Annotated in this window: 20 protein-coding genes; 13 read left to right on the top strand and 7 right to left on the bottom strand. The window is 70.3% G+C overall.

Going from position 1 to position 23,939, the window contains the following annotated elements; translation table 11 throughout:
* Positions 1–54: 54 nt before the first annotated feature.
* A complete protein-coding gene (locus Q0C12_RS05255; protein ID WP_290887178.1) occupies positions 55–1,272 on the bottom strand; it encodes a serine hydrolase domain-containing protein in 1,218 nt (405 codons plus the stop codon).
* A 77-nt stretch (positions 1,273–1,349) separates the two neighbouring features.
* Between Q0C12_RS05255 and Q0C12_RS05250 the strand changes: the two genes are divergently transcribed.
* Complete coding sequence (locus Q0C12_RS05250) at positions 1,350–1,937, top strand: LemA family protein (RefSeq protein WP_290887175.1); 588 nt, start codon at positions 1,350–1,352, stop codon at positions 1,935–1,937.
* An 8-nt stretch (positions 1,938–1,945) separates the two neighbouring features.
* Entirely contained in the window at positions 1,946–3,847 is a 1,902-nt protein-coding gene (locus tag Q0C12_RS05245) for a M48 family metallopeptidase (protein WP_290887173.1), read from the top strand.
* Here the strand turns inward: Q0C12_RS05245 and Q0C12_RS05240 are convergent, their stop codons facing one another.
* Positions 3,848–5,440, bottom strand: coding sequence for a choline dehydrogenase (locus tag Q0C12_RS05240; RefSeq protein ID WP_290887170.1), 1,593 nt, complete (start codon positions 5,438–5,440; stop codon positions 3,848–3,850). It abuts the gene before it with no gap.
* Positions 5,441–5,606: 166 nt separating this feature from the next.
* Here Q0C12_RS05240 and Q0C12_RS05235 point away from each other — a divergent pair, with 166 nt between their 5' ends.
* The 4 genes from Q0C12_RS05235 (at position 5,607) to Q0C12_RS05220 (ending at position 9,377) form a co-directional block, all read left to right on the top strand.
* Positions 5,607–6,941 carry an MFS transporter gene (locus Q0C12_RS05235; protein ID WP_290887167.1) on the top strand — a complete coding sequence of 445 codons (1,335 nt, stop codon included), beginning with the start codon at positions 5,607–5,609 and terminating at the stop codon, positions 6,939–6,941.
* Positions 6,942–7,060: 119 nt separating this feature from the next.
* The gene (locus tag Q0C12_RS05230; RefSeq protein WP_290887164.1) at positions 7,061–8,170 is read left to right on the top strand and encodes an S-(hydroxymethyl)glutathione dehydrogenase/class III alcohol dehydrogenase; all 1,110 of its coding nucleotides are present in this window, start codon (positions 7,061–7,063) and stop codon (positions 8,168–8,170) included.
* A complete protein-coding gene (gene fghA, locus Q0C12_RS05225; protein WP_290887161.1) occupies positions 8,170–9,012 on the top strand; it encodes an S-formylglutathione hydrolase in 843 nt (280 codons plus the stop codon). The genes Q0C12_RS05230 and fghA overlap by 1 nt, the downstream gene beginning before the upstream one ends.
* A 14-nt stretch (positions 9,013–9,026) precedes the next feature.
* The gene (locus tag Q0C12_RS05220; RefSeq protein WP_290887159.1) at positions 9,027–9,377 is read left to right on the top strand and encodes a DUF1304 domain-containing protein; all 351 of its coding nucleotides are present in this window, start codon (positions 9,027–9,029) and stop codon (positions 9,375–9,377) included.
* A 104-nt stretch (positions 9,378–9,481) separates the two neighbouring features.
* On the opposite strand, the gene Q0C12_RS05215 is transcribed toward Q0C12_RS05220, so the two are convergent.
* From Q0C12_RS05215 to Q0C12_RS05205, 3 genes are all read right to left on the bottom strand, one after another.
* The gene (locus Q0C12_RS05215; protein WP_290887157.1) at positions 9,482–9,952 is read right to left on the bottom strand and encodes a hotdog fold domain-containing protein; all 471 of its coding nucleotides are present in this window, start codon (positions 9,950–9,952) and stop codon (positions 9,482–9,484) included.
* 173 nt (positions 9,953–10,125) lie between these two features.
* On the bottom strand, positions 10,126–12,597 hold the full coding sequence (locus Q0C12_RS05210) for an acyl-CoA dehydrogenase (RefSeq protein ID WP_290887154.1): 2,472 nt from the start codon (positions 12,595–12,597) through the stop codon (positions 10,126–10,128).
* The gene (locus tag Q0C12_RS05205) at positions 12,594–13,493 is read right to left on the bottom strand and encodes an alpha/beta fold hydrolase (RefSeq protein WP_290887151.1); all 900 of its coding nucleotides are present in this window, start codon (positions 13,491–13,493) and stop codon (positions 12,594–12,596) included. Before Q0C12_RS05205 ends, Q0C12_RS05210 begins: the two co-directional genes overlap by 4 nt.
* Before the next feature lie 123 nt (positions 13,494–13,616).
* On the opposite strand from Q0C12_RS05205, the gene Q0C12_RS05200 reads away from it, so the two are divergent.
* The 7 genes from Q0C12_RS05200 to Q0C12_RS05170 all read left to right on the top strand — a co-directional run bounded on the left by Q0C12_RS05200 (position 13,617) and on the right by Q0C12_RS05170 (position 21,348).
* The gene (locus Q0C12_RS05200) at positions 13,617–14,201 is read left to right on the top strand and encodes a TetR/AcrR family transcriptional regulator (protein WP_290887148.1); all 585 of its coding nucleotides are present in this window, start codon (positions 13,617–13,619) and stop codon (positions 14,199–14,201) included.
* Between the two features lie 130 nt (positions 14,202–14,331).
* Positions 14,332–16,080, top strand: a complete 1,749-nt coding sequence (locus tag Q0C12_RS05195; protein WP_290887145.1) for a phosphoenolpyruvate carboxykinase (GTP) — start codon at positions 14,332–14,334, stop codon at positions 16,078–16,080.
* A 114-nt stretch (positions 16,081–16,194) separates the two neighbouring features.
* Entirely contained in the window at positions 16,195–18,258 is a 2,064-nt protein-coding gene (locus Q0C12_RS05190; RefSeq protein WP_290887142.1) for a S8 family serine peptidase, read from the top strand.
* 88 nt (positions 18,259–18,346) lie between these two features.
* Complete coding sequence (locus tag Q0C12_RS05185; protein WP_290887140.1) at positions 18,347–19,306, top strand: histone deacetylase; 960 nt, start codon at positions 18,347–18,349, stop codon at positions 19,304–19,306.
* Between the two features lie 32 nt (positions 19,307–19,338).
* Positions 19,339–19,938, top strand: a complete 600-nt coding sequence (locus tag Q0C12_RS05180) for a sigma-70 family RNA polymerase sigma factor (protein ID WP_290887137.1) — start codon at positions 19,339–19,341, stop codon at positions 19,936–19,938.
* A complete protein-coding gene (locus Q0C12_RS05175; protein ID WP_290887136.1) occupies positions 19,925–20,395 on the top strand; it encodes a hypothetical protein in 471 nt (156 codons plus the stop codon). The genes Q0C12_RS05180 and Q0C12_RS05175 overlap by 14 nt, the downstream gene beginning before the upstream one ends.
* Complete coding sequence (locus tag Q0C12_RS05170; protein ID WP_290887133.1) at positions 20,392–21,348, top strand: DUF4097 family beta strand repeat-containing protein; 957 nt, start codon at positions 20,392–20,394, stop codon at positions 21,346–21,348. The genes Q0C12_RS05175 and Q0C12_RS05170 overlap by 4 nt, the downstream gene beginning before the upstream one ends.
* Positions 21,349–21,363: 15 nt before the next feature.
* On the opposite strand, the gene Q0C12_RS05165 is transcribed toward Q0C12_RS05170, so the two are convergent.
* Together Q0C12_RS05165 and Q0C12_RS05160 are read right to left on the bottom strand one after the other, a co-directional pair.
* The gene (locus tag Q0C12_RS05165) at positions 21,364–22,872 is read right to left on the bottom strand and encodes a sulfotransferase (RefSeq protein ID WP_290887131.1); all 1,509 of its coding nucleotides are present in this window, start codon (positions 22,870–22,872) and stop codon (positions 21,364–21,366) included.
* A gap of 19 nt (positions 22,873–22,891) precedes the next feature.
* Positions 22,892–23,842 carry a class I SAM-dependent methyltransferase gene (locus Q0C12_RS05160; protein WP_290887128.1) on the bottom strand — a complete coding sequence of 317 codons (951 nt, stop codon included), beginning with the start codon at positions 23,840–23,842 and terminating at the stop codon, positions 22,892–22,894.
* Between the last annotated feature and the right edge of the window lie 97 nt (positions 23,843–23,939).

Raw genomic sequence — 23,939 nt, 5'->3', positions numbered from 1 at the left:
GTTTTGTTTTGGTCAGGCGCCGGGGGTGTCCCCGGCGCCAGCCATCCGCCAGACTCAGCGCCGGCGGCGCGGCTTCACGGGTTCGGGCGCGAGCCAGTCGCGCGCGGGCAGGCCCAGGGCCCGGTCGAGCGCCGTCGGCAGCAGCGCGGCCGGCATCGACGATTCCGAATTCCACAGGACGACCACGCCGATGTCCTGGTCGGGCAGGAACGCGGCCATGGCCCGGTAACCCTGCACCGCACCGGCGTGGTAGACCAGCGTGTGGCCCGCGTAGTCGTAGATGCGCCAGCCCAGCCCGTAGTAGGCGCTGCGCAGGCGCTCCCGGCGCCAGCTGTTGCCGCGGATCTCGCCCGGCGTCTCGACCTGCGGGGTCTGGATCTCGTTGAGCAGCGCCGGCGGCAGCACGTCCGGGCGGTGGCCCATCTGCGCGATCAACCACTGCGACATGTCGCGGATGCTGGCGTTGACCCCCGCCGCCGGCGGGATGCGGTAGTAGGTTTCCTTCGGGCGCACCGGCAGCCACTTGCCCCCGCTGCGCACGTGCGGGCGCGCCCAGCTCGGGCTGGCTTCCAGGCCGTCGCGGCCGAAGGTGGCGCCGTACATGCCCAGCGGGTGGAACAGTCGCTTCTCGACCTGGTGGTGGTAGAAGTCGCCGGTGACTGCGAACACCAGGTCGCCGACCAGGCTGAAGGCGATGTTCTGGTAGGCGTAGCAATCGCCGGGCGCGCAGGTAAGCGGCGCGTCGGAAAGTTTCTCGGCCAGCAGCGGGTAGGGCTGGTCGGCCTCGAGGTCGCGGTCGAAGGCGTTGTAGCCCAGGCCGACGCGGTGGCTGAGCACTTCGCGCACCGTCAGCCGCTGCGCACCCTGCAGGTCGCGCAGGGTGAAGGCGGGCAACTGGTTGGCGATCGGGGCGTCCCAGTTCATCGCGCCCTCGCTGACCAGCATCGCGCTCAGCGTGCCGGCGAAGGCCTTGGACAAGGAAGCGACGCGGAACACGGTGTCGGTGCCGACCGGCTGCGGGTCGCGGCTGTCGACCACCCCGTAGCCGCGCAGCGACACCACCTTGCCGTCCTGGACGATGGCCATCGCCATGCCCGGGATGCGCGACTGGGTGACGACCCCTTCGGCCAGGACTTCGAGCTCGCGGGCGTGCGCGGTGAAGTCGGGTGCCTTGGCCGCATCGGCGGCGGCCGCCGTGCCCGCGACCGCGAGCCAGAGGGCCGCGACGGCGGCGGGCAGGCGGGACGGCGCGTTGGCTTTCTTGCGTGGCATGTCCGACGTATGCTTGGGGAACGGCCCCATTCTAGCGCGCGTTCCGCGCCGGGGTACTGAACAGGGGAGAGTCCATGATGATCACTTTGCTCGTGCTGGTGCTGGTCGTCGGCGTCGCCGCCGCCTGGGGCGTCGGCATCTACAACGGGCTTGTCACCGCCCGCAACGCGTTCAAGAACGCCTTCGCACAGATCGACGTGCAGCTGACCCGGCGCTACGACCTGATCCCCAACCTGGTGGAAGTCGCCAAGGGCTACCTCAAGCACGAGCGCGAGACCCTCGAGGCCGTCATCCAGGCGCGCGCCGCCGCCGTCAGCGGCCTGGCCGCCGCCAAGGCCAACCCGGGCGACCGCAACGCCATGGCCTCGCTCGGTGGCGCCGAGACCGGCCTGGCCGGCGCGCTTTCGCGGCTGATGGTCGTGGCCGAGGCCTACCCGGACCTCAAGGCCAACCAGAACATGATGCAGCTCACCGAAGAGCTCACCTCCACCGAGAACCGGGTCGCCTTCGCGCGCCAGGCCTACAACGACTCGGTGATGGCCTACAACAACAAGCGCGAGGTGTTCCCCTCGAACATCATCGCCGGCATGTTCAACTTCGTCGCCGCCACCCTGCTCGAGATCACCGAGCCGGCCAAGCGCGAGGCGCCGAAAGTCTCGTTCTGAGCTGACGCATGAACTTCTTCGAGCGCCAGGAGCAGGCCCGGCGCCAGTCGGGCCGCCTGGTCGTCCTGTTCGGGCTGGCGGTGCTGGCCATCGTGGTCGCGGTGAACCTGGTTTATTTCATCGCCGTGGGCGGCTTCCCCGACGAAGGCTCGCCGCGCCACGTGCTGGGCGGGATGCTGGTCGTCAGCATCGTCACCGTGGGCATCATCGCGGTCGCGTCGATGCACCGCATCTCCAGCCTGGCCGGCGGTGGCGCCGCGGTGGCGCTGCAGATGGGCGGCACGCCGGTGCCCGAGGACACCACCGACCTGCACTACCGGCGTCTGCGCAACGTGGTCGAAGAGATCGCCATTGCCTCCGGCGTGCCGGTGCCGCAGCTGTTCGTGCTCGAGCAGGAGGCCGGCATCAATGCCTTCGCCGCCGGCTACGCGCCCGGCGACGCCGCCGTGGCGGTCACCCGCGGCGCGCTCGACAAGCTCAACCGGGATGAACTCCAGGGCGTCATCGCGCACGAGTTCAGCCACGTGCTCAACGGCGACATGCGCCTGAACATCCGGCTGATGGGTCTTCTGTTTGGCATCCTGGCGCTCACCGTCATTGGCCGGAAGGTCCTGGTGCACGCACGCGGCGGTTCACGAGACGGCGTGCCGATCATCCTGCTGGCGCTGGTGGTGATGCTGGTCGGCTACGCCGGCCTGCTGTTCGGCCGGCTGATCAAGGCCGGCGTCAGCCGGCAGCGCGAATTCCTGGCCGACGCCTCGGCGGTGCAGTTCACGCGCCAGACGAAGGGCCTGGCGGGCGCGCTCAAGAAGATCGGCGGGCTGGACGGCGGCTCGAAGCTGGCCAGCGGCGACACCGAGGAGGTGGCGCACATGCTGTTCGGCGATGGCGTCGGCTATTCCTCGCTGTTCGCCACCCATCCACCGCTGGTCGCCCGCATCCAGGCGCTGGAGCCGTCGTTCCGGCCCGAGGCGCTGGTCGAACAGTCCGCCCGCTGGCAGATGCATCCGCCCTCGGGCCTGGACGAGGACCTCGCGCTCGGCCTGGACGCGAAGTCACCCCCGCCGCTGCCGGGCGACCGCGCCGAGCTCAGGGTGACGCCGCCGGCGGTGGTGGCCCAGGTCGGCGCACCGCAGTCCAACGACTACGAGCGGGCCGGCGCGCTGGTCACCGCCATTCCCGAGACCCTGCGCCGCGCCGCGCACGAGCGCGACGAGGTGCCGGCGCTGCTGTTCGGCCTGCTGATGGCGCCCGCGGGCAAGGTGCGCGAGCGCCAGCAATTCGAGCTCAGCAGCCGCCTGGACGAGCGCGTGGTGCGCCAGGCGCTGGACTACGCCGATCGCCTGGCCGACCTGCCGCGCATCCTGTGCCTGCCGCTGGCGGCGATGGCGATGCCCGCGCTGCGCCGGCGTCCGCGCGCCGAACTCGAGCAGTTCACGGACGCCTGCTACGTGCTGACCCACGCCGACGGCCAGGTCAGCCTGTTCGAATACAGCCTGGGCCGGCTGCTGGGCAGCCACGTAAAGCACGTACTCGATCCGGCCGGCGGTTCGAAGCCGTCGACGCGGCGCCTGGCCGACGCCAGCGCCGCCGCGATCGACGTGATGGCCGTGTTGGCGCAGGCCGGGCACGACGACCCGGCGGCGGCGATGCGCGCTTACCTGGCGGGCCTGGCCCGCGTGTTCCCGCGCCTGAACTCGCCCTACCGTCCGCCGGCCGACCCGTTGTCCGCGCTCGACGAGGCGCTGCCCAAGCTCGACGAGGTCGAGCCCTTGGGCAAGGAGCTGCTGCTGGAAGGCCTGGTCGCGGCGGTCAGCCACGACGGCCGCATCTGCGTGGCCGAAGCCGAACTGCTGCGGGCGATCTGCGCGACGCTGCGCTGCCCGCTGCCGCCGATGCTCGAGGTCTGATCAGGCCGCCAGGCCGCGGATCAGGTCGGCGGCGCGCTCGGCGATCATCATGGTCGGGGCATTGGTGTTGCCGCCGACCAGCTTGGGCATCACCGAGGCATCCACCACGCGCAGGCCGCGGACGCCGCGCACGCGCAGCTGCGGGTCGACCACGGCGTGGGCATCCCCATCCGCGCCCATCCGGCACGTGCCGACCGGGTGGTAGATCGATTCGGCCTTGCGCCGGATGAAGGCGACCAGGTCGGCTTCGTCCTGCAGCTGGTCGCCCGGGAAGAGTTCCTCGCCGCGGTAGGGAGCGAACGCCGGCTGCGCCAGGATCTCGCGCGACAGCCGCAGCGCCTCCAGCATCACCTTCAGGTCGTAGCCTTCCGGGTCGCTGAGGTAGCCCGCCTCGATCTTCACCTTGTCGGCGGCGTTGGCGCTGGCCAGGCGCAGCCGGCCGCGGCTGCGCGGGTGCAGGCCGCAGGCATGCAGGGTGTAGCCGTTGCCGGGCAGGCGGTTGCGGCCGTGGTCGTCGAGCTGGGCCGGCACGAAGTGGAACTGGATGTCGGGCCGCTCGTCTTCCGCCAGCTTGCTGCGCAGGAAGCCGCCGGCTTCGGCGATGTTGCTGGTGCCCGGGCCGGACTTGAACAGGTAGTACTGCAGCGCCACCGAAACGTCGCTGAGCTTGTCGTAGCTCAGGCCCTGCGTGCAGCGGTTCATGGTGCAGACGTCGAGGTGGTCCTGCAGGTTGGCGCCGACACCGGGCAGGTCGCGGCGCACCGCGATGCCGTGCTCGCGCAGGTGTTCCGCCGGGCCGATGCCCGAGAGCATCAGCAGCTGCGGCGAATTCAGCGCGCCGCCGCAGAGGATGACCTCGCGGCGGGCGGTTTCGCTGAAGCCGGCCTTGCCACCCACCGCGTACTCGACGCCGCTGGCGCGGTCGCCGTCGAAGGTGATGCGGCTGGCGGTGGCGCGGGTGACCACGGTGAGGTTGGGCCGCTGGCGCACCGGCGCCAGGTAGGCGCGGGCGCTGGAGCTGCGGGCGCCGTCGCGGGTGGTGGTCTGGTACCAGCCAAAGCCGTCCTGGCGGGCGCCGTTGAAGTCGTCGCTGCCGGCGTGGCCGGCCTGGCGCGCGGCCTCGATGAAGACTTCCGAGAGCGGGTTCTTGTGGCGCGGGTCGGACACGCCCAGCGGGCCGTTGCCGCCGTGGTACTCGCTGTCGCCGCGCTGGTTGCCTTCGCTGCGCTTGAAATAGGGCAGCACGTTGGACCAGTGCCAGCCCTCGGCGCCCATCGCCGCCCATTCGTCGTAGTCGCCGGCGTGGCCGCGGATGTAGCACATGGCGTTGATCGAGCTGGAGCCACCGAGCACCTTGCCGCGCGGCCACCACAGCGAGCGGCCGTCAAGCGCGGGCTCGGGGGCGGTGTTGTAGTCCCAGTTCACGCCCTTCTTGCCGACCAGCTTGGCCAGTCCGGCGGGCATGTGGATGAAGGGGTGCCAGTCGGACGGGCCGGCCTCGAGCAGCAGCACGCGGCAGGCCGGGTCTTCGCTGAGGCGGTTGGCCAGCACGCAGCCGGCGGAGCCGGCGCCTACGATGATGTAGTCGTACACAAGGTCTTCTTCATTCGGTAACGGACCGAGGCTAGGCCCCCGTTCTAGAGCAAACACTCGGGCCGTGGCAATGCCGATGCCCGGGTGTGACGGCGCTCACATGCAGTTAACGGACTGGCGGCCACCGGGCGGGTTGGCTATCGTTCGCCGAGCCACCAGGAAGCGCATGGAACCAGACAAGCACACCGCCGGACGCTTCGACCACCTGCGCGGCGCGCTGCGGGAGTTCCCGCCCTTGGTCTGGTCGTTCCTCTATTTTTTCTTCCTGCTGACCGGCTACTACGTGCTGCGGCCGGTGCGGGACGCCATGGGCGCCTCGGACGACGTGCAGGCGGTGTTCCCGCCGGGCCTGGTCGAATGGGCGGCGGCACGGGGCTGGGTACTGGGAGACCTCACGCTGCAGCTGCTGTTCACCGGCACCTTCATCATGATGGTGCTGCTGCAGCCGGCCTATGGCGCGCTGGTGAGCCGTTATCCGCGGCGGGTGTTCCTGCCGGTGCTGTACCTGCTGTTCATCGCCTGCCTGATCGGGTTCTACCTGCTGTTCGGGCGCGAGGTGCCGGGGCGCGGCGCCGTGTTCTTCATATGGGTGGCGGTGTTCAATCTGTTCGCGGTGTCGGTGTTCTGGAGCTTCATGGCCGACATCTACTCCGACCTCGAAGCGCGGCGCCTGTACGGCTTCATCGCGGCCGGCGGCACCATCGGCGGCTTCACCGGTCCGGTGATCACCCGGGTGCTGGTGAACGAGATCGGCGTGCCCAACCTGCTGCTGGTCTCGGCCGGGCTGATGGCGATGGCGGTGGTGTGCATCCTGCGGCTGGGGCGTTGGGCCAGGCTGCGGGAGGCCGAGCGCGGCCGGTCCGGCGCCGAACAGGCGATGGGTGGCAGCGTGCTTGCCGGCCTGCGGCTGCTGCGCGAGCAGCCGCTGCTCCAGGCGATGGCGGTGGTGATGTTCTTCGGCGTTGGCGTGGGCACGCTGCTCTACAACGAGCAGGCGGCGATCGCGCGGGCGTTCTACCCTGACGTCGAGTCGCGCACGGCCTACTACGCCAACATCGACCTCGCCATCAACCTGGTCACGATCCTGGTGCAGGTGTTCCTGACCCGCACGCTGCTGGTGCGGTTCGGCGTCGCGCCGGTGCTGCTGATCCCTGCGGTGGCCATCCTGCTCGGATTCGCCGCGCTCACCGCCTCGCCGCTGCCGCTGCTGGTGGCCGTGGTGCAGGTGGCGACCCGGGCCGGCGAGTTCTCGCTCGCCAAGCCGGCGCGCGAAACCATCTACACCCGCGTCGACCGCGAAGTGCGCTACAAGGCCAAGGCCGTGATCGACACGGCGGTCTATCGCGGTGGCGACCTGTTCTTCGTCTGGGCGCACAAGTTCCTGGCCGCGTTCGGTTCGGTGGCGGTCTTCGGTACTGGCCTGCTGGTGGCCGGATGCATGACTTTGGGTGCCTGGCGCCTGATCCGGGAGCAGGCGAAGCTGCCGGCCGACCGGCACTGAATCGGCGGACGCAGGCCGCCGTTCGAGGCCGCCGCGCCCCGGCGGCCTTCGCGCCCCGGCGACACCCGCCGCGGCCCGCTGCGGTACGCTGGGCGGCATCGTTCCCGGGGAGATTCCGCATGAAGGTCAAGGCTGCCGTCGCGCACAAGGCGGGCGCACCGCTCACCATCGAAACCGTCGACCTCGAGGGCCCGCGCTTCGGCGAGGTGCTGGTCGAGCTCAAGGCCACCGGCGTCTGCCACACCGATGAGTTCACGCTCTCGGGCGCGGATCCGGAAGGCCTGTTCCCGGCCATCCTGGGCCATGAGGGCGCGGGCATCGTGGTGGACGTGGGCCCGGGCGTGACCACGCTGAAGAAGGGCGACCACGTCATCCCGCTGTACACGCCCGAGTGCCGCACCTGCGAGTACTGCCTCAACCCCAAGACCAACCTCTGCCAGGCCATCCGCAGCACCCAGGGCCAGGGCCTGATGCCCGACGGCAGCAGCCGCTTCAGCCTCGACGGCAAGCCGGTGCTGCACTACATGGGCACGTCCACCTTCGCGCAGTTCACGGTGGTGCCCGAGATCGCGCTGGCCAAGATCCGCGAGGACGCGCCCTTCGACAAGGTCTGCTACATCGGCTGCGGCGTCACCACCGGCATCGGCGCGGTCATCTTCACCGCCAAGGTCGAGGTGGGCTCGAAGGTCGTCGTGTTCGGGCTCGGCGGCATCGGCCTGAACGTGATCCAGGGCGCGCGCCTGGCCGGCGCCGACATGATCGTGGGCGTCGACCTAAACCCGAACCGCGAGGCGATGGCGCGCAAGTTCGGCATGACCCACTTCGTCAATCCGAAGGAGGTCGAGGGCGACCTGGTGCCGTACCTCGTCTCGCTGACCAAGGGCGGCGCCGACTACACCTTCGAATGCATCGGCAACACCCAGGTGATGCGCCAGGCGCTGGAGTGCGCTCACAAGGGCTGGGGCACCAGCGTGATCATCGGCGTCGCACCGGCCGGGGCGGAAATCAGCACCCGGCCGTTCCAGCTGGTCACCGGCCGCAACTGGCGCGGCAGCGCCTTCGGCGGCGCCCGCGGCCGCACCGACGTGCCCAAGATCGTCGACTGGTACATGGACGGCAAGATCGACATCGACTCGCTGATCACCCACACGATGCCGCTGGAGAAGATCAACGACGCCTTCGACCTGATGCACCGCGGCGAGTCGATCCGCAGCGTGGTCGTTTACTGATGTCGGTCGAGGTCGCCAGCGAACACGGCTGCTTCGGCGGCGTGCAGGGCTTCTACCGGATGGCCTCGCCGGCCTGCGGCGGGACGATGCGCTTCGCGGTGTTCCAGCCGCCGCAGGCGCGCGAGGGCCGGGTGCCGGTGCTGTACTACCTCGCCGGCCTGACCTGCAGCGAGGAAACTGCAACCATGAAGGCCGGCGCCCAGCGCGTGGCGGCCGAGCTGGGCCTGATGCTGGTGATGCCCGACACCAGCCCGCGCGACACCGGCATCGACGGCGCCACCGGCGACTGGGAGTTCGGCGAGGCGGCGGGGTTCTACCTCGACGCCACGCAGGCACCGTGGTCATCGCGCTTCCGCATGGAGACGCACGTGGTGCACGAGCTGTCGGCCGCGGTGGCCGAGCACTTTCCGGCCGACCCGGGTCGCGCCGGCATCTTCGGGCACTCGATGGGCGGCCACGGTGCGCTGGTGCTGGCGCTGCGGCATCCCGACAGATACCGCAGCCTGTCGGCGTTCGCGCCGATCGTGGCACCCAGCCAGGTGCCGTGGGGGCAGAAGGCGTTCTCGCGCTACCTGGGCGACCACTACCGCGCCTGGGCCGAACACGACGCCTGTGCACTGGTGAAGCGGCGGCCGTTCGGCGGCCCGATCCTCATCGACCAGGGCCTGGACGACAAATTCCTGGTGCCGCAGCTGCAGCCCGAGCGCTTCGAGGCCGCCTGCGCCGAGGCCGGCCAGGCGCTCACGCTGCGCCGCCATGCCGGCTACGACCACGGCTACTACTTCATCGCCAGCTTCATCGAAGACCACCTGCGGCACCACGCCGCCCAGCTTTCCGACTGATCCCGGAGCCCACCATGTCCCTGACCGCGCAGCTGCTCACCGCCTTCGTCGCCCTGCTGCACCTCGGCTTCCTGGTGCTGGAGATGTTCTTCTGGACCAAGCCGTTGGGTCGCAAGGTGTTCCGGCTCGACCCGCAGGTGGCGCGGGATTCCGCGAAGCTGGCGATGAACCAGGGCCTCTACAACGGCTTCCTGGCCGCCGGCCTGGCCTGGGGCCTGTGGCTGGGCGACAAGGGCATCTGCCTGTTCTTCCTGGGCTGCGTGGTGGTAGCCGGCCTGTTCGGCGCCGCGACCGTGAAGCGCTCGATCCTTTACGTGCAGGCCGTGCCCGCGATCCTGGCGGCCGTCGCCGTCCACTACTTCTGAGTGTCTGGAACAAGGAAATAGTGAAGAGGAGATAGGAGATAGTGAACAGCGGGGTCTCGCAGGCTCCCGCTTCCCACTATCTCCTATCTCCTCTTCACTATTTCCTATTTCCTGGCGCTCAGCCACATGCGGATCTCCGCATGAAAGACCTTCTCGCCGGCCGCATCCAGCACATCCACGTTCACCGGCAGGTCGTAACCCTCGGCGGCGCTCACGATCGGGATCATCGGCGTCGCGACCGCGCGCATCGTGCCGTTCGCCTTCTTCAGGTACGCCACCGTCATGCCCTTCGGAATCCAGCGCATGTCCTTGGGCAGCGACGCGTCGGTCATCACGCCGGCGCAGAGCTCGGCCAGGTTGCACAGCGCGATCGCGTGCACGGTGCCGATGTGGTTCTGCACGGCGCGCCGGTGCGGGATGGTGGCTTCGCAGCGGCCCGGCTCCAGCACCCGGATGGTCGGCTTGATGCTGCCGAAGTAGGGCGCCTTGAAGCAGACCGCGCGGCTGAAGAGCCAGTGGCCGCCCGGGTAGCGGGTGAACTTGCGGTAGAGCCGGAGGAGCGGGGTGTCGGGCATGGGGTTAGGGGCTAGGAGGTAGGGGGTAGGAGGTAGGAGGTAGTGGTTAGGAACTAGGAACTAGGAACTAGGAACTAGGAACTAGTGAAAAGCGCGCCCGCGAGCCTGGGACTGCTCTTACTAGTTCCTATTTCCTTTTTACTATTTCCTGGCTCTCACGCTTTTCCGGGTTCTCACGCCGCGCGATGCTGCTGCGCCCGCTCGCCCCGATGCAGCGACGCCGACACCAGGTCCGCCGGGTCGAAGTCGTCCACCGTGATGGTTTCCCAGGTCAGCGCGCGCAGCTCCTCGAGCTGGGTCTTCTCCTCGGCGGTGATCCAGCCTTCGGCGACGCCCTCGGCCAGCTGCGACGGGAAGTCGAGCGCCTCGATGTCGCTGTTCTTGAGCGCCTTGAGGAACTTGCGCTCGACCGGCTCGGCCAGGATCACCTTCGGCAGGAAGCTGTTGATGCGGCCGGCCGGGTTGTTCTCGCAGGGCGTCAGGAACACGCCCTGGGCCAGGCGGTCGCGCGCATCCGACGGCGACATCAGCAGCGCGGCGGCGCGGCGGCCCAGGCGGTCCGACGGCAGCTGGGCGCGGCGGCCCCACGGGAACACCAGCATCCACATCAGCCAGCCCACCGGGCGGATCGGGAAGTTGCGCAGCGCGCCGGACAGCGCGAGCTCGATCTTGTGCGCCGAATCATGGAAGGCATAGGCCAGCAGCGGCTGCTCGGCCGCCGGGCGGCCCTCGTCCTCGTAGCGCTTGAGCATCGCACTGGCGATGTAGAGCTGGCTGAGCACGTCGGCGAAGCGGCCGGAGATCTTCTCCTTGAACTTGAGCTTGCCGCCGAGCGTCAGCATCGACACGTCGGCCACCAGCGCCAGGTTCGCGGAGTAGCGGTTGAGCTTGCGGTAGTAGCGGCGGGTGTAGGCGTCGCCCGGCACCTTGCCGATGCGCGCGCCGACCAGGCCCAGCACCCAGCTGCGCACCGCGTTGGAAATGGCGAAGCCGATGTGGCCGAACAGGTTGCGGTCGAACTCGCGCAGGCCGGCGGCGGCGTCCGGATTCTGCGCCGCCTGCATTTCCTTCAGCACCCAGGGATGGCAGCGGATCGCGCCCTGGCCGAAGATCATCAGGGTGCGCGTCATGATGTTGGCGCCCTCGACCGTGATCGAGATCGGCGCCGCCTGCCAGCCGCGGCCCATGTAGTTCATCGGCCCGAGGATGACGCCCTTGCCGCCGTGGATGTCCATGGCGTCGGCCGCGACCATGCGCGCCATCTCGGTGGCGTGGTACTTGGCGATGGCCGAGGGCACGGCCGGCTTCTCGCCGCGATCGACCGCGGCGGCGGTGGCCTGCGACAGCGCCGCGCAGGCGTAGGCGTTGCCGGCGATGCGGGCCAGCGCTTCCTCGACGCCTTCGAAGCGGCCGATGGACAGGCCGAACTGCTTGCGGATGCGCGCATAAGCACCGGTGACCACGGCCGCGAGCTTCGAGGCGCCGCTGGAGGTGGACGGCAGGGTGATGGCGCGGCCGACCGACAGGCACTCGACCAGCATGCGCCAGCCCTGGCCGATGTAGTCTTCGCCGCCGATCAGCTGGCTCAGCGGCAGGAACACTTCCTTGCCGTTGAGCGGACCGTTCTGGAAGGCGCAGTTGAGCGGGAAGTGGCGGCGGCCGATGTTCAGCCCCGGGGTGTCGCGCGGGATCAGCGCCAGGGTGATGCCGCGGTCGCTTTCCTCGCCCAGCAGCTTGTCGGGGTCGTGCAGGCGGAAGGCCAGGCCGATCACGGTCGCCACCGGGGCCAGCGTGATGTAGCGCTTGTCGAAGGTGAGCTTGACGCCGAGCACGCGGGCGCCGTTCCACTCGCCCTCGCAGACGATGCCGAAGTCGGGCAACGACGTGGCGTCGGAACCGGCGGTCGGGCCGGTCAGCGCGAAGCAGGGCACCTCGCGGCCATCGGCCAGGCGCGGCAGGTAGTGCTTCTTCTGCTCGTCGGTGCCGTAGTGCAGCAGCAGCTCGGCCGGGCCCAGCGAGTTCGGCACGCCGACGGTGGAGCTGAGCGTGGCCGAGATCGAGGCCAGCTTCTGGATCACCTTGTGGTGGGCCAGCGCCGAGAAGCCCAGGCCGCCGTATTCCTTCGGGATGATCATGCCGAAGAACTTGTTCTTCTTCAGGAACTCCCAGAGCTCCGGCGGAAGGTCGTTGCGGACGTGGGTGATTTCCCAGTCGTTGGTCATGCGGCAGGCCTGCTCGACCGGGCCGTCGAGGAAAGCCTGCTCTTCGGCGGTGAGCTCGGGCTTGGGCTGGGCCAGCAGCTCCTTCCACTTCGGCATGCCGGAGAACAGCTCGCCCTCGAAGCCGACGGTGCCGGCGTCGAGCGCGGTCTTCTCGGTGTCCGAGAGCTTGGGCAGCATCTTCTTGTAGATGCCCAGCAGGGTCTTGGTGATGACCGCCTGCCGCAGCGGGGTGACCAGGAGCGGCAGCGTGACCACGGCCAGCAGGCCGGCGGCGACGTAGGTCGCGGTCAGGTTGGCGCCGCCGAGGCCGACGGCCACCAGCAGGGTGGCCGCCACCGCGGTGAACACCGCGAGGCTGAGCCGGTGGTAGGCCACCAGCAGGATCGCCAGGGCCAGCGCGAGGAAGGGGGCGAGGATGCTCATCTTGGATCTCCGTGGGCGGCCGTGGGGGCCGGCAGGTCGTGCAGGAATTGAAGCAGGGTATCGGTAAAGGCGCTGTTGTCGTCACCGGCCACCATATGGGTGGCCTGTGGCAGTTGGACGTGGCGCGCGTGCGGCGCCAGTTCCAGGAAGTGTCCGACTGTGCGGTCGGTGACCAGGTCGCTGCGGCCGCCGCTGACCAGCAGCACCGGCACGTCCAGGTCGCGGCAGGCGTCCTCGATGACGTGCTGAAGGCCGTCGGTGTCGGGGATGAACTCGGTGAGCAGGCGCGGGTCCCAGTGCCAGCCGAGGCGGCCATCGGCGCGCTTCACCAGCAAGTGCGCCAGCTGCGCGGGAGACTTTTTCTCGCGGCGGTGCGGGAGGTAGGCCGCGATTTGCTCGGCCGCGTGCTCGAAGGAGTCGAACCCGTCCGGGTGGGCGTTCATGAAGCCAAGGATGCGCTCGACGCCCGCGGCTTCCCAGCGGGGGGTGATGTCCACCAGCACCAGGGCCGAGAACACCCGGTCCCGGGCCTGCGCCATCAGGCCGGTGAGGCCGCCCATCGAGGCGCCGACCAGGATCGGCGCCCGGCCCAGGGCGCGGGCGACGGTGCCGACGTCGTCCACGAACTGTTCGCCGGAATAGCGGGAACCGACCGGATTGCGTTCGGACTGGCCGTGGCCACGCACGTCCCAGGCCAGACTGGCGCGGCCGGCCTCGGCCAGGCGCTGCTGGGTGCTGCGCCAGGCCTGCCGGGTCTGGCCGAAGCCATGGGCGAGCAGCAGGCCCGGGCCCGCGCCCGCCACGTGTTCCGCGGCCAGCGCCAGGCCGTCGCCCGTGCGCAAGCGCAGCGCAACGGAATCGGCGGGTACGACGGCAGCTTGGGCTAGCGAGTCCATACGGACGAGTATGGGCTGCCCGCCGCGGACCTGTCAATACCAAAGCGTATGGTGCATGATGGGCGCGCCCGGCCGGCCTGTGAAGGCTTACCCGGCGTCCCTGCAGCCAGTAGACTCCGCCGTATGGTCGCATCCGTCCCGAAAACCGAACGCCCCTCGCGCCTGAGCGCCGAGGACTGGGCCCTGGCCGCCCTCGACGTGATCGCCGAACAAGGCCTCGCCGCGGTCGCGGTCGAGCCGCTGGCGCGCCGCCTGGGCGTCACGAAAGGCAGCTTCTACTGGCATTTCCCGTCGCGTGAAGCGCTGCTGGTCGCGGCGCTCGAGCGCTGGGAAGTGATGGAGCAGGAGACCGTGTTCGGCCAGCTCGAGGCCATCTCCGACCCGCGCGCGCGCCTGCAGTCGCTGTTCCAGCTGGTGGCGCACGAGCTCAAGCCGCACATCATCTATAGCGAGCTGCTCAAGGCGCTCGACCACCCCGTGGTGCAGCCGGTGCTGCACCGGGTGTCGCAGCGGCGCCTGGACTACCTCACCGCCAGCTTCCGCCAGGCCGGCTTGCCGCGCCTGGACGCCCAGAACCGCGCGCGCCTGACCTACGCCGCCTACGTCGGCTTCCTCCAGCTCTCGCTGCAGCTCGGCCAGCCGCGCCTGCACCACGACGAGTTCGAGGCCTACGTGGGCCACGTGATGACCACCCTGATCCCCGAATAAGGGCGTGCATTCGCGCGGCGGCGACGCACCGCCGGGACCGAGCGGTTAGAATGGCCGCCGACGACCGGCGCTGGGTCCTCGCGCCGCCCCCGCTTTCCCCTTGACCGGCCCCGCGAGGAGCCTTTACGCCATGCCCAGCCAGCTCGCCAGCCTCAAACAGTGGGTCGACGACGTCGCCCGCCTCACCCAGCCCGACCAGGTCCACTGGTGCGACGGCTCCGATGCCGAGAACGCCCTGATGGTCGAGCGCATGCTTGCCAACGGCGACCTGCTCAAGCTCAACGAACAGACCCACCCGAACTGCTACCTGCACCGCTCCAGCCCGCAGGACGTGGCCCGCGTCGAGCACCTCACCTTCGTGTGCACCACGAACCCGGCCGACGCCGGTCCGAACAACCACTGGATGGAGCCGGCCGAGGCCCATGCCCAGATGGACGCGCTGTACGCCGGCTGCATGCGCGGCCGCACCATGTACGTGGTGCCCTACTGCATGGGTCCGATCGATTCGCCGCTGTCGCGTTGCGGCGTCGAGATCACCGACAGCCCGTACGTGGTCGCCAACATGCGCATCATGACCCGCATGGGCGCTGCCGCGCAGGCGCGCATCGAGCGCGAGGGTTCGTTCGTGAAGGGCCTGCACTCGATCGGCGAGCTCGACCCGAACCGCCGCTTCATCATGCATTTCCCGGAAGAGCTCAGCATCCAGAGCTTCGGCTCCGGCTACGGCGGCAACGCCCTGCTGGGCAAGAAGTGCCACGCGCTGCGCATCGCCAGCTACCAGGCGCGCACCGAGGGCTGGCTGGCCGAGCACATGCTGATCGTCGGCATCGAGAACCCGAAGGGCGAGACGCACTACGTCGCCGCCGCCTTCCCCAGCGCCTGCGGCAAGACCAACCTGGCCATGCTGATCCCGCCGGAGGGCTACCGCCGCGACGGCTGGAAGGTCTGGACGGTCGGCGACGACATCTGCTGGATGCACCCGGGCGCCGACGGCCGCCTGTACGCGATCAACCCGGAAGCCGGCTACTTCGGCGTGGCGCCCGGCACCAGCGAGAAGACCAACGCCAACGCGATGGCCATGCTCAACCACGATGCGATCTTCACCAACGTCGGCGTCACCGCCGACAACCAGCCGTGGTGGGAAGGCATGACCACGGGCGCGCCGGCGCAGGACTGGCAGGGCCGCCCGTACGACAGGGCCGTGAGCCCGGCCGCGCACCCGAACGCGCGCTTCACCGTCAGCGCGAAGCAGTGCCCGAGCTACACCGACAAGGCCGAGGACCCGCAGGGTGTGCCGCTGAGCGCGATCATCTTCGGTGGCCGCCGCGCCTCGCTGGTGCCGCTGGTGCTCGAGGCCCGCGACTGGACCCACGGCGTGCTGGTGGGTGCCTCGATGGCGTCCGAGACCACGGCCGCTGCCACCGGTGCGGTCGGCGTGGTGCGCCGCGACTCGATGGCGATGAAGCCCTTCGCCGGCTACAACTTCGGCGACTATTTCGCGCACTGGCTGTCTTTCGACAAGCCGGGCGCCAAGCTGCCGAAGATCTTCCAGGTCAACTGGTTCCGCAAGGACGCCGACGGCAAGTTCATGTGGCCCGGCTTCGGCGACAACCTGCGGGTGCTGGAGTGGGTGCTCAAGCGCGCCACGGGCCAGGCCGGTGCGCTGGAAACGCCGGTCGGCAACGTGCCCAACCCGGCCGACCTCAACACCGACGGCCTGGGCCTGGACGCGGCGGTGCTCGAGCAGCTGCTCACCGTGGACCGCGAGGGCTACAAGGCGGAGATGGCCAGCATCGGCGAGTACCTCGACGAGTTCGGCGACCGCACGCCGCACGCGCTCAAGGCCGAACGCGCCCGGATCGCCGCCCAGCTCGCCTGAGCGGCCGTCCCGCCCTGGGGGTAGACCCGGGGCGGGCCTGGGGGAATGTCCGGATGGGCGCAGGCAGGGGCCCGGCGCAGGGTGGAGGGGTCTTCTTCCACCCTGGAGCTCGCGATGCGCACGACCCTTTCCCTATCCATCACCCTGGCGCTCGCGCTCGGCGCGAACGCGGCGTTGGCCGAGGCCCGGCTCGGCAGCTCCCTGCAGGACGTCCTCGGCCAGGGCGGTGCGCACGAGGTAATCGTGACCTTCCGTGACCCGCAGGCGGCCCGTTCGATCTCGCTCTACACGCTCAACTACCAGCTGCTCAGCGAGCTGCCGATGGCGGGTGCCATCCTGACGCGCCCGCAGATCGAAGCGCTGGCGGCGCGCGATGACGTCGAGAGCATCTACCTCAACGAGCCGTTGTCCTTCGGCAACTACGAGGCGGCAGAGATCACCGGCGGCCACTTCGTGCACGATCAGTACGGCGCCAAGGGCGCCGGCGTCACCGTCGCGGTGATCGACTCCGGCATCGATGCCAACCATCCCGACCTGAGCTTTGGCCGCACCACGGTGCAGAACGTGAAGCTGGTCGGCGACCTCGGCCTGGCCGGCGTGGCCGCGGCGATCGAGAACCAGCCCAATACCGACACCAGCAGCGGCCATGGCACCCACGTCGCTGGCACCGTCGCCGGCACCGGCGCCGCCTCGGCGAACGATCCGCGCCGCGCCGCCTACTACGACGGCATCGCGCCGGAGGCCAGCCTGATCGGTCTGGGTGCCGGCGAGGGCCTGAATATCTTCTTCGCGCTGCAGGGCTTCGACTGGGTGCTCGCCAACCAGCAGCGCTACGGGATCGACATCGTCACCAACTCCTGGGGCTCCTCGAACAGCGTCTACGACCCGAGCAACCCCATCAACCGCGCGAGCTACGAGGCCTACCGCCGCGGCATGGTGGTGACCTTCGCCGCCGGCAACGACGGCCCCACCGAAGACACGCTCAATCCCTACGCGATCGTTCCCTGGGTGGTGAATGTCGGGTCGGGGACCAAGGACAAGGGTCTGTCCGATTTCTCCAGCCGCGGCCTGGCCGGCGACTTCTACAAGCACATCGACGTGGTGGCCCCCGGTTCGGGCATATGCTCGACCCGGGCGATCGGCACCGCGATCGGTGCCACCGGCACCCTGTTCGACGCGACCGACCCGACCTACACGGCCTATTACCACTGCATCAGCGGCACCAGCATGGCCACGCCGTTCGTCGCGGGTACCGCCGCCCTCATGCTCGAGGTGAACCCCGAGCTCTCGCCCGACCAGATCGAGCGCCTGCTGATGGAAACCGCCAACCCGATGCCGGGCCAGGCCTACCAAGACGTCGGCGGCGGCTACATCAACGTCGCGCGCGCCGTCGAGGCCGCGGCGATGGAGGTCGGTGAGCGGACGGCGTTCCTCGCCGGCGCCACGGCCTGGTCCAGCCAGGGCGCCTGGAACACGGCTGCAGAGAACAACGGCAACATCAGCCTCGAAGGCCGCTGGCGCGCCGTGTCGGACGCCACGGCGGTGGACGGTGCCTTCACCAGCGCCAGCCTGGGCAAGCGTGACGTCCCGCGCGCGCGCTTCGCGTTCTCCGGCACCGCATTCCAGCTTCGCTTCCCGCGCAACGCATCGGGCGGCCAGGCCGACGTGTACGTCGACGGCGTCCTGCGCGGCCGCGTGAGCTACCTCTCGGCGACGGCCGAGTCGGATGCGCGCTTCGCCGTCGCCGGGCTGGAGGCGGGCGTGCACCAGGTGGAGCTGCGCGCGGTGCAGGGCAAGGTGTACCTCGACGGTGTGCTCGTCGACGGCGCGCTGCTCGAGCCCTCGGTATCGCTGGTCCAGGAAGCGTCCCGTTTCGAGGGCAGCATCGGGCCCTCGGTCGAGAACCTGGAGGTGGACGAGTACGCGCTGGAGATCCCGGCCGATGGCGTCTCGGTCCGCGTGCAGCTCGGCTGGTCCGGCGTCGCCGACCTCGACCTGGTGCTGCTCGATCCGGCGGGCAGCGAGGTCGCGAGCGCCGCCAGCCTGGCTAACCCGGAGGTGCTCGACGTCCAGGTCACGCTGCCCGGCACCTACCGGATCCGCGTCAACGGCTACGCCAGCCTGCTCACCAACTACCGGGTCGATGCCGTGGTGTCACGGGCGGTGGCGGCGCCCTGACGCCGGGGCAACCTGTCAGCCAAGGAAAGGCCCGCCCCGCGCGGGCCTTTCCCTTAATGCGCGGGGCGAGGGGTTCACCGGGAGCCGGATGCCGTCCGTTATCCTGCGGGCGATGAATGCCTACTACTGCCATCATTTCGTCCTGCCGCTACCGGAGGGCCACTCGTTTCCCATGGCCAAGTACACGCGCCTGCACGAGCGCGTGGTCGGACTGGCGCCGGCACTGGGCATCGTCCTGCGCGAGCCGCCGCCGGCGACGGACGAGGACCTGGGCCGTGCCCACGATCCCTGGTACGTGCGTGCGATGGCGGACGGCTCGGTCGATCCCGCCGTGATGAGGCGGGTCGGTTTCCCCTGGTCCGAAGCGATGGTCGAGAGATCCCGGCGCTCGTCCGGCGGCACGATGATGGCGCTGCGCGATGCAGTGGCGGGCGAGGGCATCGCCGTGAACCTGGCCGGTGGCACGCACCATGCGGGGCCGGCGCGCGGAGGCGGCTACTGCGTGTTCAACGATGCCGCCGTGGCGGCGCGCTATGTGCAGGCGAACGGCTGGGCCAGGCGCGTGCTGGTGGTGGACCTGGACGTGCACCAGGGCGACGGCACCGCCCTGATCGCGGCTGGAGACGACACCCTGTTCACCTTCTCGATGCATTCGGCCCGCAACTACCCCGCGGTGAAGCCGGCCTCCGACCTCGACGTGGCCCTGCCCGACGGCACCGGCGACGACGCCTATCTCGACGCCCTGGCCGCCCACCTGCCGCAGGCCATCGACCGCGCCCGGGCCGACGCCGTGGTCTACCTGGCCGGCGCGGATCCCTTCGTCGGCGATCGCCTCGGCCACCTCGCGCTGAGCAAGGCGGGGCTGGCCGAGCGCGACCGGCAGGTGCTGGCCGCCTGCCGGCGCCACGGCCTGCCCGTGGCCGTGTGCATGGCCGGTGGCTATGCGCCCGAGGTCGACGACATCGTCGACATCCACTTCGCCACCGTCCGTCAGGCCGCGCGGCACCACCGCGAACAGGGCCGCCCGGCCGGGGCGGCTCCCGGTTAAACCCTCCGGCGGTGCCGCGCATCCGAGTGGGTATGCTGAGCCTCGCCGTGACCCTCGATGCCGCCACCGACCTGCCCGCCGCGCCGCCGCGCGAGGAGGACCACGCGCTGGTCCGCGCCGCCGGCGGCGGTGACGTGCGCGCGTTCGAGCAGCTGTACCGGAAGCACTCGCGCCGCGTGTACGCCGTGCTCTGGCGCCTGTGCGGCCACGAGGCCAGGGCCGAGGACCTGGTGCAGGAAGCCTTCGTGCGCGCCTGGCAGGCGCTGCCGGCCTTCCGTTTCGAGAGCGCGTTCTCGACCTGGCTGCACCGGCTCGCGGTGAACACCGCGCTGATGGAGCTGCGCTCGCGCCGCGGCGCCGAGGCGCTGGAAGACGACGATGCCGCGCTGGAATTCCACGCCACCGGCGACAGCGCCGGCCAGCGCACCGCGCTCGGGCTCGACCTCGAGCGCGCCGTGGCCACGCTGCCGCCGCGTGCCCGCGCGGTGCTGGTATTGCACGACATCGAGGGCTGGAAACACGAGGAGATCGCCGCCGAGCTGGGCATGGCGGTCGGTAGTTCAAAAGCACAACTGCATCGCGCCCGCGGCCTGCTGCGCGTGCGACTGGGAGAAGCCCATGGGCGAGACTGAACTGCGCTGGCAGCTGCGCCAGCTGCCGCACGAACTCGATCCGCCGCGCGACCTGTGGCCGGGCATCGCCGCCCGCCTGCCGGCGCCGGCGCCGCGCCGCCGCATCGCACCTTGGCTGGGCGGGCTGGCGCTGGCTGCGTCAGTGTCGCTGGCGATCGGCCTGGGCTGGCAGCTGCGCGTGCCATCCGCCGCGCCCTTCGACCCGCAGGCCGAGCTGGTGCAGCGCGAAGCCGAGGCCATGACCCGCGAATACCAGGCCGCGCTGGGCCAGCTCGCAGGCGCGCCGATGCCCGACCCCATCGCACCCGCGCTGGCGACGCTCGACCGCAGCGCCGCGGAGATCCGGGCGGCGCTGGATGCGGACCCCAATGCCACCTACCTGCTCGGCCAGCTGCGCCGCACTTATGCCCGCCGCCTCGAACTGACCCAACGCGCCGCCGGCGCGACCCACGCATGAAGACGATCACGGAGAACACCATGTCCACCCACGCCCTGCTGCGCACTGCGGCGCTCGCCGGCCTGTTCGCCGGCGCCAGCGCGCTCGCGGCCACGCCCATCAACGAAACCCGCCCGCTGTCGGCCACCGGCCACGTCAGCGTCGACAATCTCAAGGGCAGCATCACGGTGCGCACGTGGGACCGCCCGGAAGTGCGCATCACCGGCAGCCTCGGCGAAGGCGTCGAGAAACTGGAGATCGAAGGCAACGCCGAACGCCTGAGCATCCTCGTTCGCTACCCCCAGCGCAGCGGCTGGTTCAACTGGGGCGCGTCGCAAGGCGAGGCGAGCACGCTCGAGCTCACCATCCCCGCCGCCGCGGGACTGAAGGCGTCCGGGGTCAGCGCCGACATCGATGTCGCCGGCACCGGCGGCGCGCGTCTGGGCCTGGAATCGGTCAGCGGCGACCTCACGGTGCGCGGCGCCCGCGCCGGTGAAGCGAGCTTCGAGTCGGTGAGCGGCAACGTGGACGTCGAGATCGACAGCCGCAGCACCAGCGCCGAGACCGTCAGCGGCGACCTGCGCCTGCGCGGCGCGATCGCTGGCCGGGTGGCGCTCGAGTCGGTGTCCGGCGACCTCGGCCTGCGCGCCGGCACGGTCGACCGGCTCGACGTCAGCAGCGTCTCCGGCGATGCCGATCTGCAGCTGGCGCTCGCGCCGGGTGCGCGCGTCACCGCCGAGACCCTGAGCGGCAACCTCACGCTGCGCCTGCCGGCGAACGCCTCCGGCCGCGTGCAGGCCGAGTCCTTCAGCGGCAGCATCCGCAGCCCGGTCGGCAAGGTGGTCACCGAGGAATACGGTCCCGGCAGCTCGCTGAAGGGCCAGCTGGGCGACGGCTCGGCCGACCTGCGGCTGGAAACCTTTTCCGGCGACATCCGCATCAGCACCGGCAGCGCCAGCGCCAGCGACAAGTGAGTCGCCGCCCCGCCCTCAGTCGATGGCGACGCCGGCGTTGAGCAGCGCGGCGCGCAGCGGGTCGAGGTGGGCGCCGTACTGGCGCCAGCGTCCGGAGGACCTGGCGTTCAGCGGCTGCCGCACCTGCCAGTAGCTGGCCGTCTTGACCGTGCTCTCGCGGGTGTGGAACTGCAGGCAGGCGTCGTCCCAGGGCAGGCCGAGGAACTGCAGCAGGCGCTCCAGCGCCGGCCGCGGGTCGCGCACGAAGACGTCGTAGTCGAAGTCCAGGATGTCGTCCGGATAGAGGGCCCGCCAGTGCGCCATCAGCCGGCGGTCCTGGCCGAAATGATGGCCGATGTCGCCTAGGTCAGCCGAGTAGCCGGCGATGCGCAGGTTCAGGTGCTGGGTGAACACCGACAGCCCGGTGTCTAGCGGGTGTCGCACGGTGTGGATGACCTTGGCGCGCGGGAACATCCGCTTGACCAGGCCAATCAGGCTGAAGTTGTCCGGTCGCTTGTCGGTGATGTAGCGGCCGTGCATGCCCTCCGGGAACAGCTTGGCCAGATGCGCGCGATAGCCGGCGGCCAGCTCCGCGTCGCGGGCGGTGTCCACGCGCGCCATCGAGGCGGGGAAGGGCGCCAGCGGCCCCAGCGCCAGCCGCAGCAAGTAATCGAGTTCGCCGCCGGCGGTCACCTGCGGGTGGGCGCCCAGCACCTGCTCGATCAGGGTGGAGCCGGAGCGGAACATGCCGCAGACGAACAGCGGTTCGGCGCCGGCGTCGCCGGGGTCGGTGCGGCCGCCCTGGTGCTCGGCGGTGAAGGCGCGCATCAGCGAATCCACCTGCTGCTCGGCCTGCGTGCGGTCGTAGCTTCGGCCGGACTGGCGCAACAGCGAGCGGTTCGCGCGCGAGAAGCCCTCGAACGCACGGTCGAAGTCGCCCAGCCGCTCGTAGGAGCGGCCCAGCGAGAACAGCAGGTTCGCGCGCACGTGTGGGTTGCCGCGCGCCGCCTCGGTGGCGGCCTGGTCGAGCCGGGCCAGCATCGGATCGTCGAGCCGCTCCGGCGGCGAGAGGATGGCCAGCCTGGCCAGGGCCTCGTGGCGCAGGTCGGCGTGGCGCGGGTCGTTGCCTTCGCCGGCCAGCACCTTGCGGTAGCAGGCCATGGCGTCCTCGCGCCGGCCGCGCTCCTCGTGCAGGTTGCCCAGGTTGAGCAGGGCCGGCACGTAGCCCGGCGCCAAGGCGATCGCGGCCAGCAGCTCGCGCTCGGCGTCGTCGTCCCGGCGCAGCATGTCGGAATAAATGACGGCGCGGTTGAGGTGTACCTCCTCGGCGCGGTCGACGCCGCGGGCCAAGGCCTCGGCGAAGGCGGCCAGTGCGTCCTCGTGGCGGCCGTCGGCCTTGAGCAGGTAGCCCAGCTCGTACCAGCCCTCGGACAGGTGCGGGTGCTCGGCCAGCACGCGCTGGAACTGGGCCAGGCCCTCGGCGCGCCGGCCCTGCCGGTGCAGGGCGGCGGCCTGCCGCAGCAGGCCCTCGGCGGCCGTGCTCACGATCCCAGGCCCGCCGGCATCACGGCCGGCGCATCATCAACAGCCAACCCACGAGGTTGTCGCCGCCGTGGTACTGCGGCAGCCGCTCGATCGCGGTGAAGCCCGCGGCGTTGGCCTCGGCCTGCAGCGCCTCCATGGCGGCGGCATCGCGCGCGTGCTCGATCAGGTCGTGCAGGCGGCGGGTGGACGCGCGAAGGTCCGCCTCGGCGCGGTCGACTTCGTTGCCCGCGAGCTCGGGGCGCAGCGTCTTGCGCGCCTCCAGCAGCTTCTGGGTGGCGTCGAGTGCCACGGTGAGGATGCGGCCGCCGCCCGCCTGGCGCGCGGCCGGCAGCGCCTGCTTCAGCGCCTGGATGGCGGCGCGCAGTTCATGGGTGGCGCGCTCGGTCACGCCGGGCGTGGCCTGCTCCATCGTCACCAGCTTGTGCAGCTTTCGGTAGAGCTTGGTTTCCTTGAACACCAGGTCGGAGTCGCGCAGCGACGCATGCGCCGTGCGCAGCAGGATCGAATCGGCGTGGTGGACCACGAACTGGGCGTCGCCGCCGGGCTTGAGCACGCGGTGGAGTTCGGCCAGCGCGGCGGCGGTTTGGGTGTACTCGAGCGCGTAGTGGCCCGAAACGGCGTCGAAGTGGCCGGCCACGAACGGCAGCTTCTCGGTGCCGACGCCGGGGTGGAAGGTGATGCCGGCGAAGCGCTTGGCGCCGTCGCGCACCTGCGCGACCGGGTCGATGCGGGCGAGGTCGCTGCCGTGGATCTCCCAGCGGCGGCCGAGCGACGCGGCGGTCTCGGCGGCGATCAGCGGGATGACGCCGTTGCCGGTGCCCACGTCGAGCAGGCGGGCGCCGTCGGGCAGGGTGGAGAAGAAGGCAACCCAGGCCTGGCGGACCTCGAGGTCGTAGCCGCCGTCAACGGCGGTGGGGCAGGTCGCGATGGCGCCACTGCGATAGTAGTTTTCCCACTGTTCCAGGCTCAAAGCTTGCTTACTCCCGTTGGAGCGGGGAATATTATCACGGTCCATTTTCGGCCTTTCCGGCGCAGGCCTAGCCGGCTGGCGCGCGGGTCCGGCGCAA

Source organism: Arenimonas sp. (assembly GCF_022842045.1).
Classification (GTDB): Bacteria; Pseudomonadota; Gammaproteobacteria; order Xanthomonadales; family Xanthomonadaceae; genus Arenimonas.
This window is presented reverse-complemented; position numbering and strand designations above follow the sequence as displayed.

What these genes read in the sequence shown, in the direction of transcription:
- Q0C12_RS05250 (WP_290887175.1), top strand. Translation starts at nt 1,350, where the DNA reads ATGATCACTTTGCTCGTGCTGGTGCTGGTCGTCGGCGTCGCCGCCGCC.
- Q0C12_RS05215 (WP_290887157.1), bottom strand. Translation starts at nt 9,952, where the DNA reads ATGCCCGACACCCCGCTCCTCCGGCTCTACCGCAAGTTCACCCGCTAC.
- Q0C12_RS05180 (WP_290887137.1), top strand. Translation starts at nt 19,339, where the DNA reads ATGCTGAGCCTCGCCGTGACCCTCGATGCCGCCACCGACCTGCCCGCC.
- Q0C12_RS05200 (WP_290887148.1), top strand. Translation starts at nt 13,617, where the DNA reads ATGGTCGCATCCGTCCCGAAAACCGAACGCCCCTCGCGCCTGAGCGCC.
- Q0C12_RS05245 (WP_290887173.1), top strand. Translation starts at nt 1,946, where the DNA reads ATGAACTTCTTCGAGCGCCAGGAGCAGGCCCGGCGCCAGTCGGGCCGC.
- Q0C12_RS05185 (WP_290887140.1), top strand. Translation starts at nt 18,347, where the DNA reads ATGCCGTCCGTTATCCTGCGGGCGATGAATGCCTACTACTGCCATCAT.
- Q0C12_RS05210 (WP_290887154.1), bottom strand. Translation starts at nt 12,597, where the DNA reads ATGAGCATCCTCGCCCCCTTCCTCGCGCTGGCCCTGGCGATCCTGCTG.
- fghA (WP_290887161.1), top strand. Translation starts at nt 8,170, where the DNA reads ATGTCGGTCGAGGTCGCCAGCGAACACGGCTGCTTCGGCGGCGTGCAG.
- Q0C12_RS05235 (WP_290887167.1), top strand. Translation starts at nt 5,607, where the DNA reads ATGGAACCAGACAAGCACACCGCCGGACGCTTCGACCACCTGCGCGGC.
- Q0C12_RS05170 (WP_290887133.1), top strand. Translation starts at nt 20,392, where the DNA reads ATGAAGACGATCACGGAGAACACCATGTCCACCCACGCCCTGCTGCGC.
- Q0C12_RS05205 (WP_290887151.1), bottom strand. Translation starts at nt 13,493, where the DNA reads ATGGACTCGCTAGCCCAAGCTGCCGTCGTACCCGCCGATTCCGTTGCG.
- Q0C12_RS05175 (WP_290887136.1), top strand. Translation starts at nt 19,925, where the DNA reads ATGGGCGAGACTGAACTGCGCTGGCAGCTGCGCCAGCTGCCGCACGAA.
- Q0C12_RS05255 (WP_290887178.1), bottom strand. Translation starts at nt 1,272, where the DNA reads ATGCCACGCAAGAAAGCCAACGCGCCGTCCCGCCTGCCCGCCGCCGTC.
- Q0C12_RS05190 (WP_290887142.1), top strand. Translation starts at nt 16,195, where the DNA reads ATGCGCACGACCCTTTCCCTATCCATCACCCTGGCGCTCGCGCTCGGC.
- Q0C12_RS05195 (WP_290887145.1), top strand. Translation starts at nt 14,332, where the DNA reads ATGCCCAGCCAGCTCGCCAGCCTCAAACAGTGGGTCGACGACGTCGCC.
- Q0C12_RS05230 (WP_290887164.1), top strand. Translation starts at nt 7,061, where the DNA reads ATGAAGGTCAAGGCTGCCGTCGCGCACAAGGCGGGCGCACCGCTCACC.
- Q0C12_RS05220 (WP_290887159.1), top strand. Translation starts at nt 9,027, where the DNA reads ATGTCCCTGACCGCGCAGCTGCTCACCGCCTTCGTCGCCCTGCTGCAC.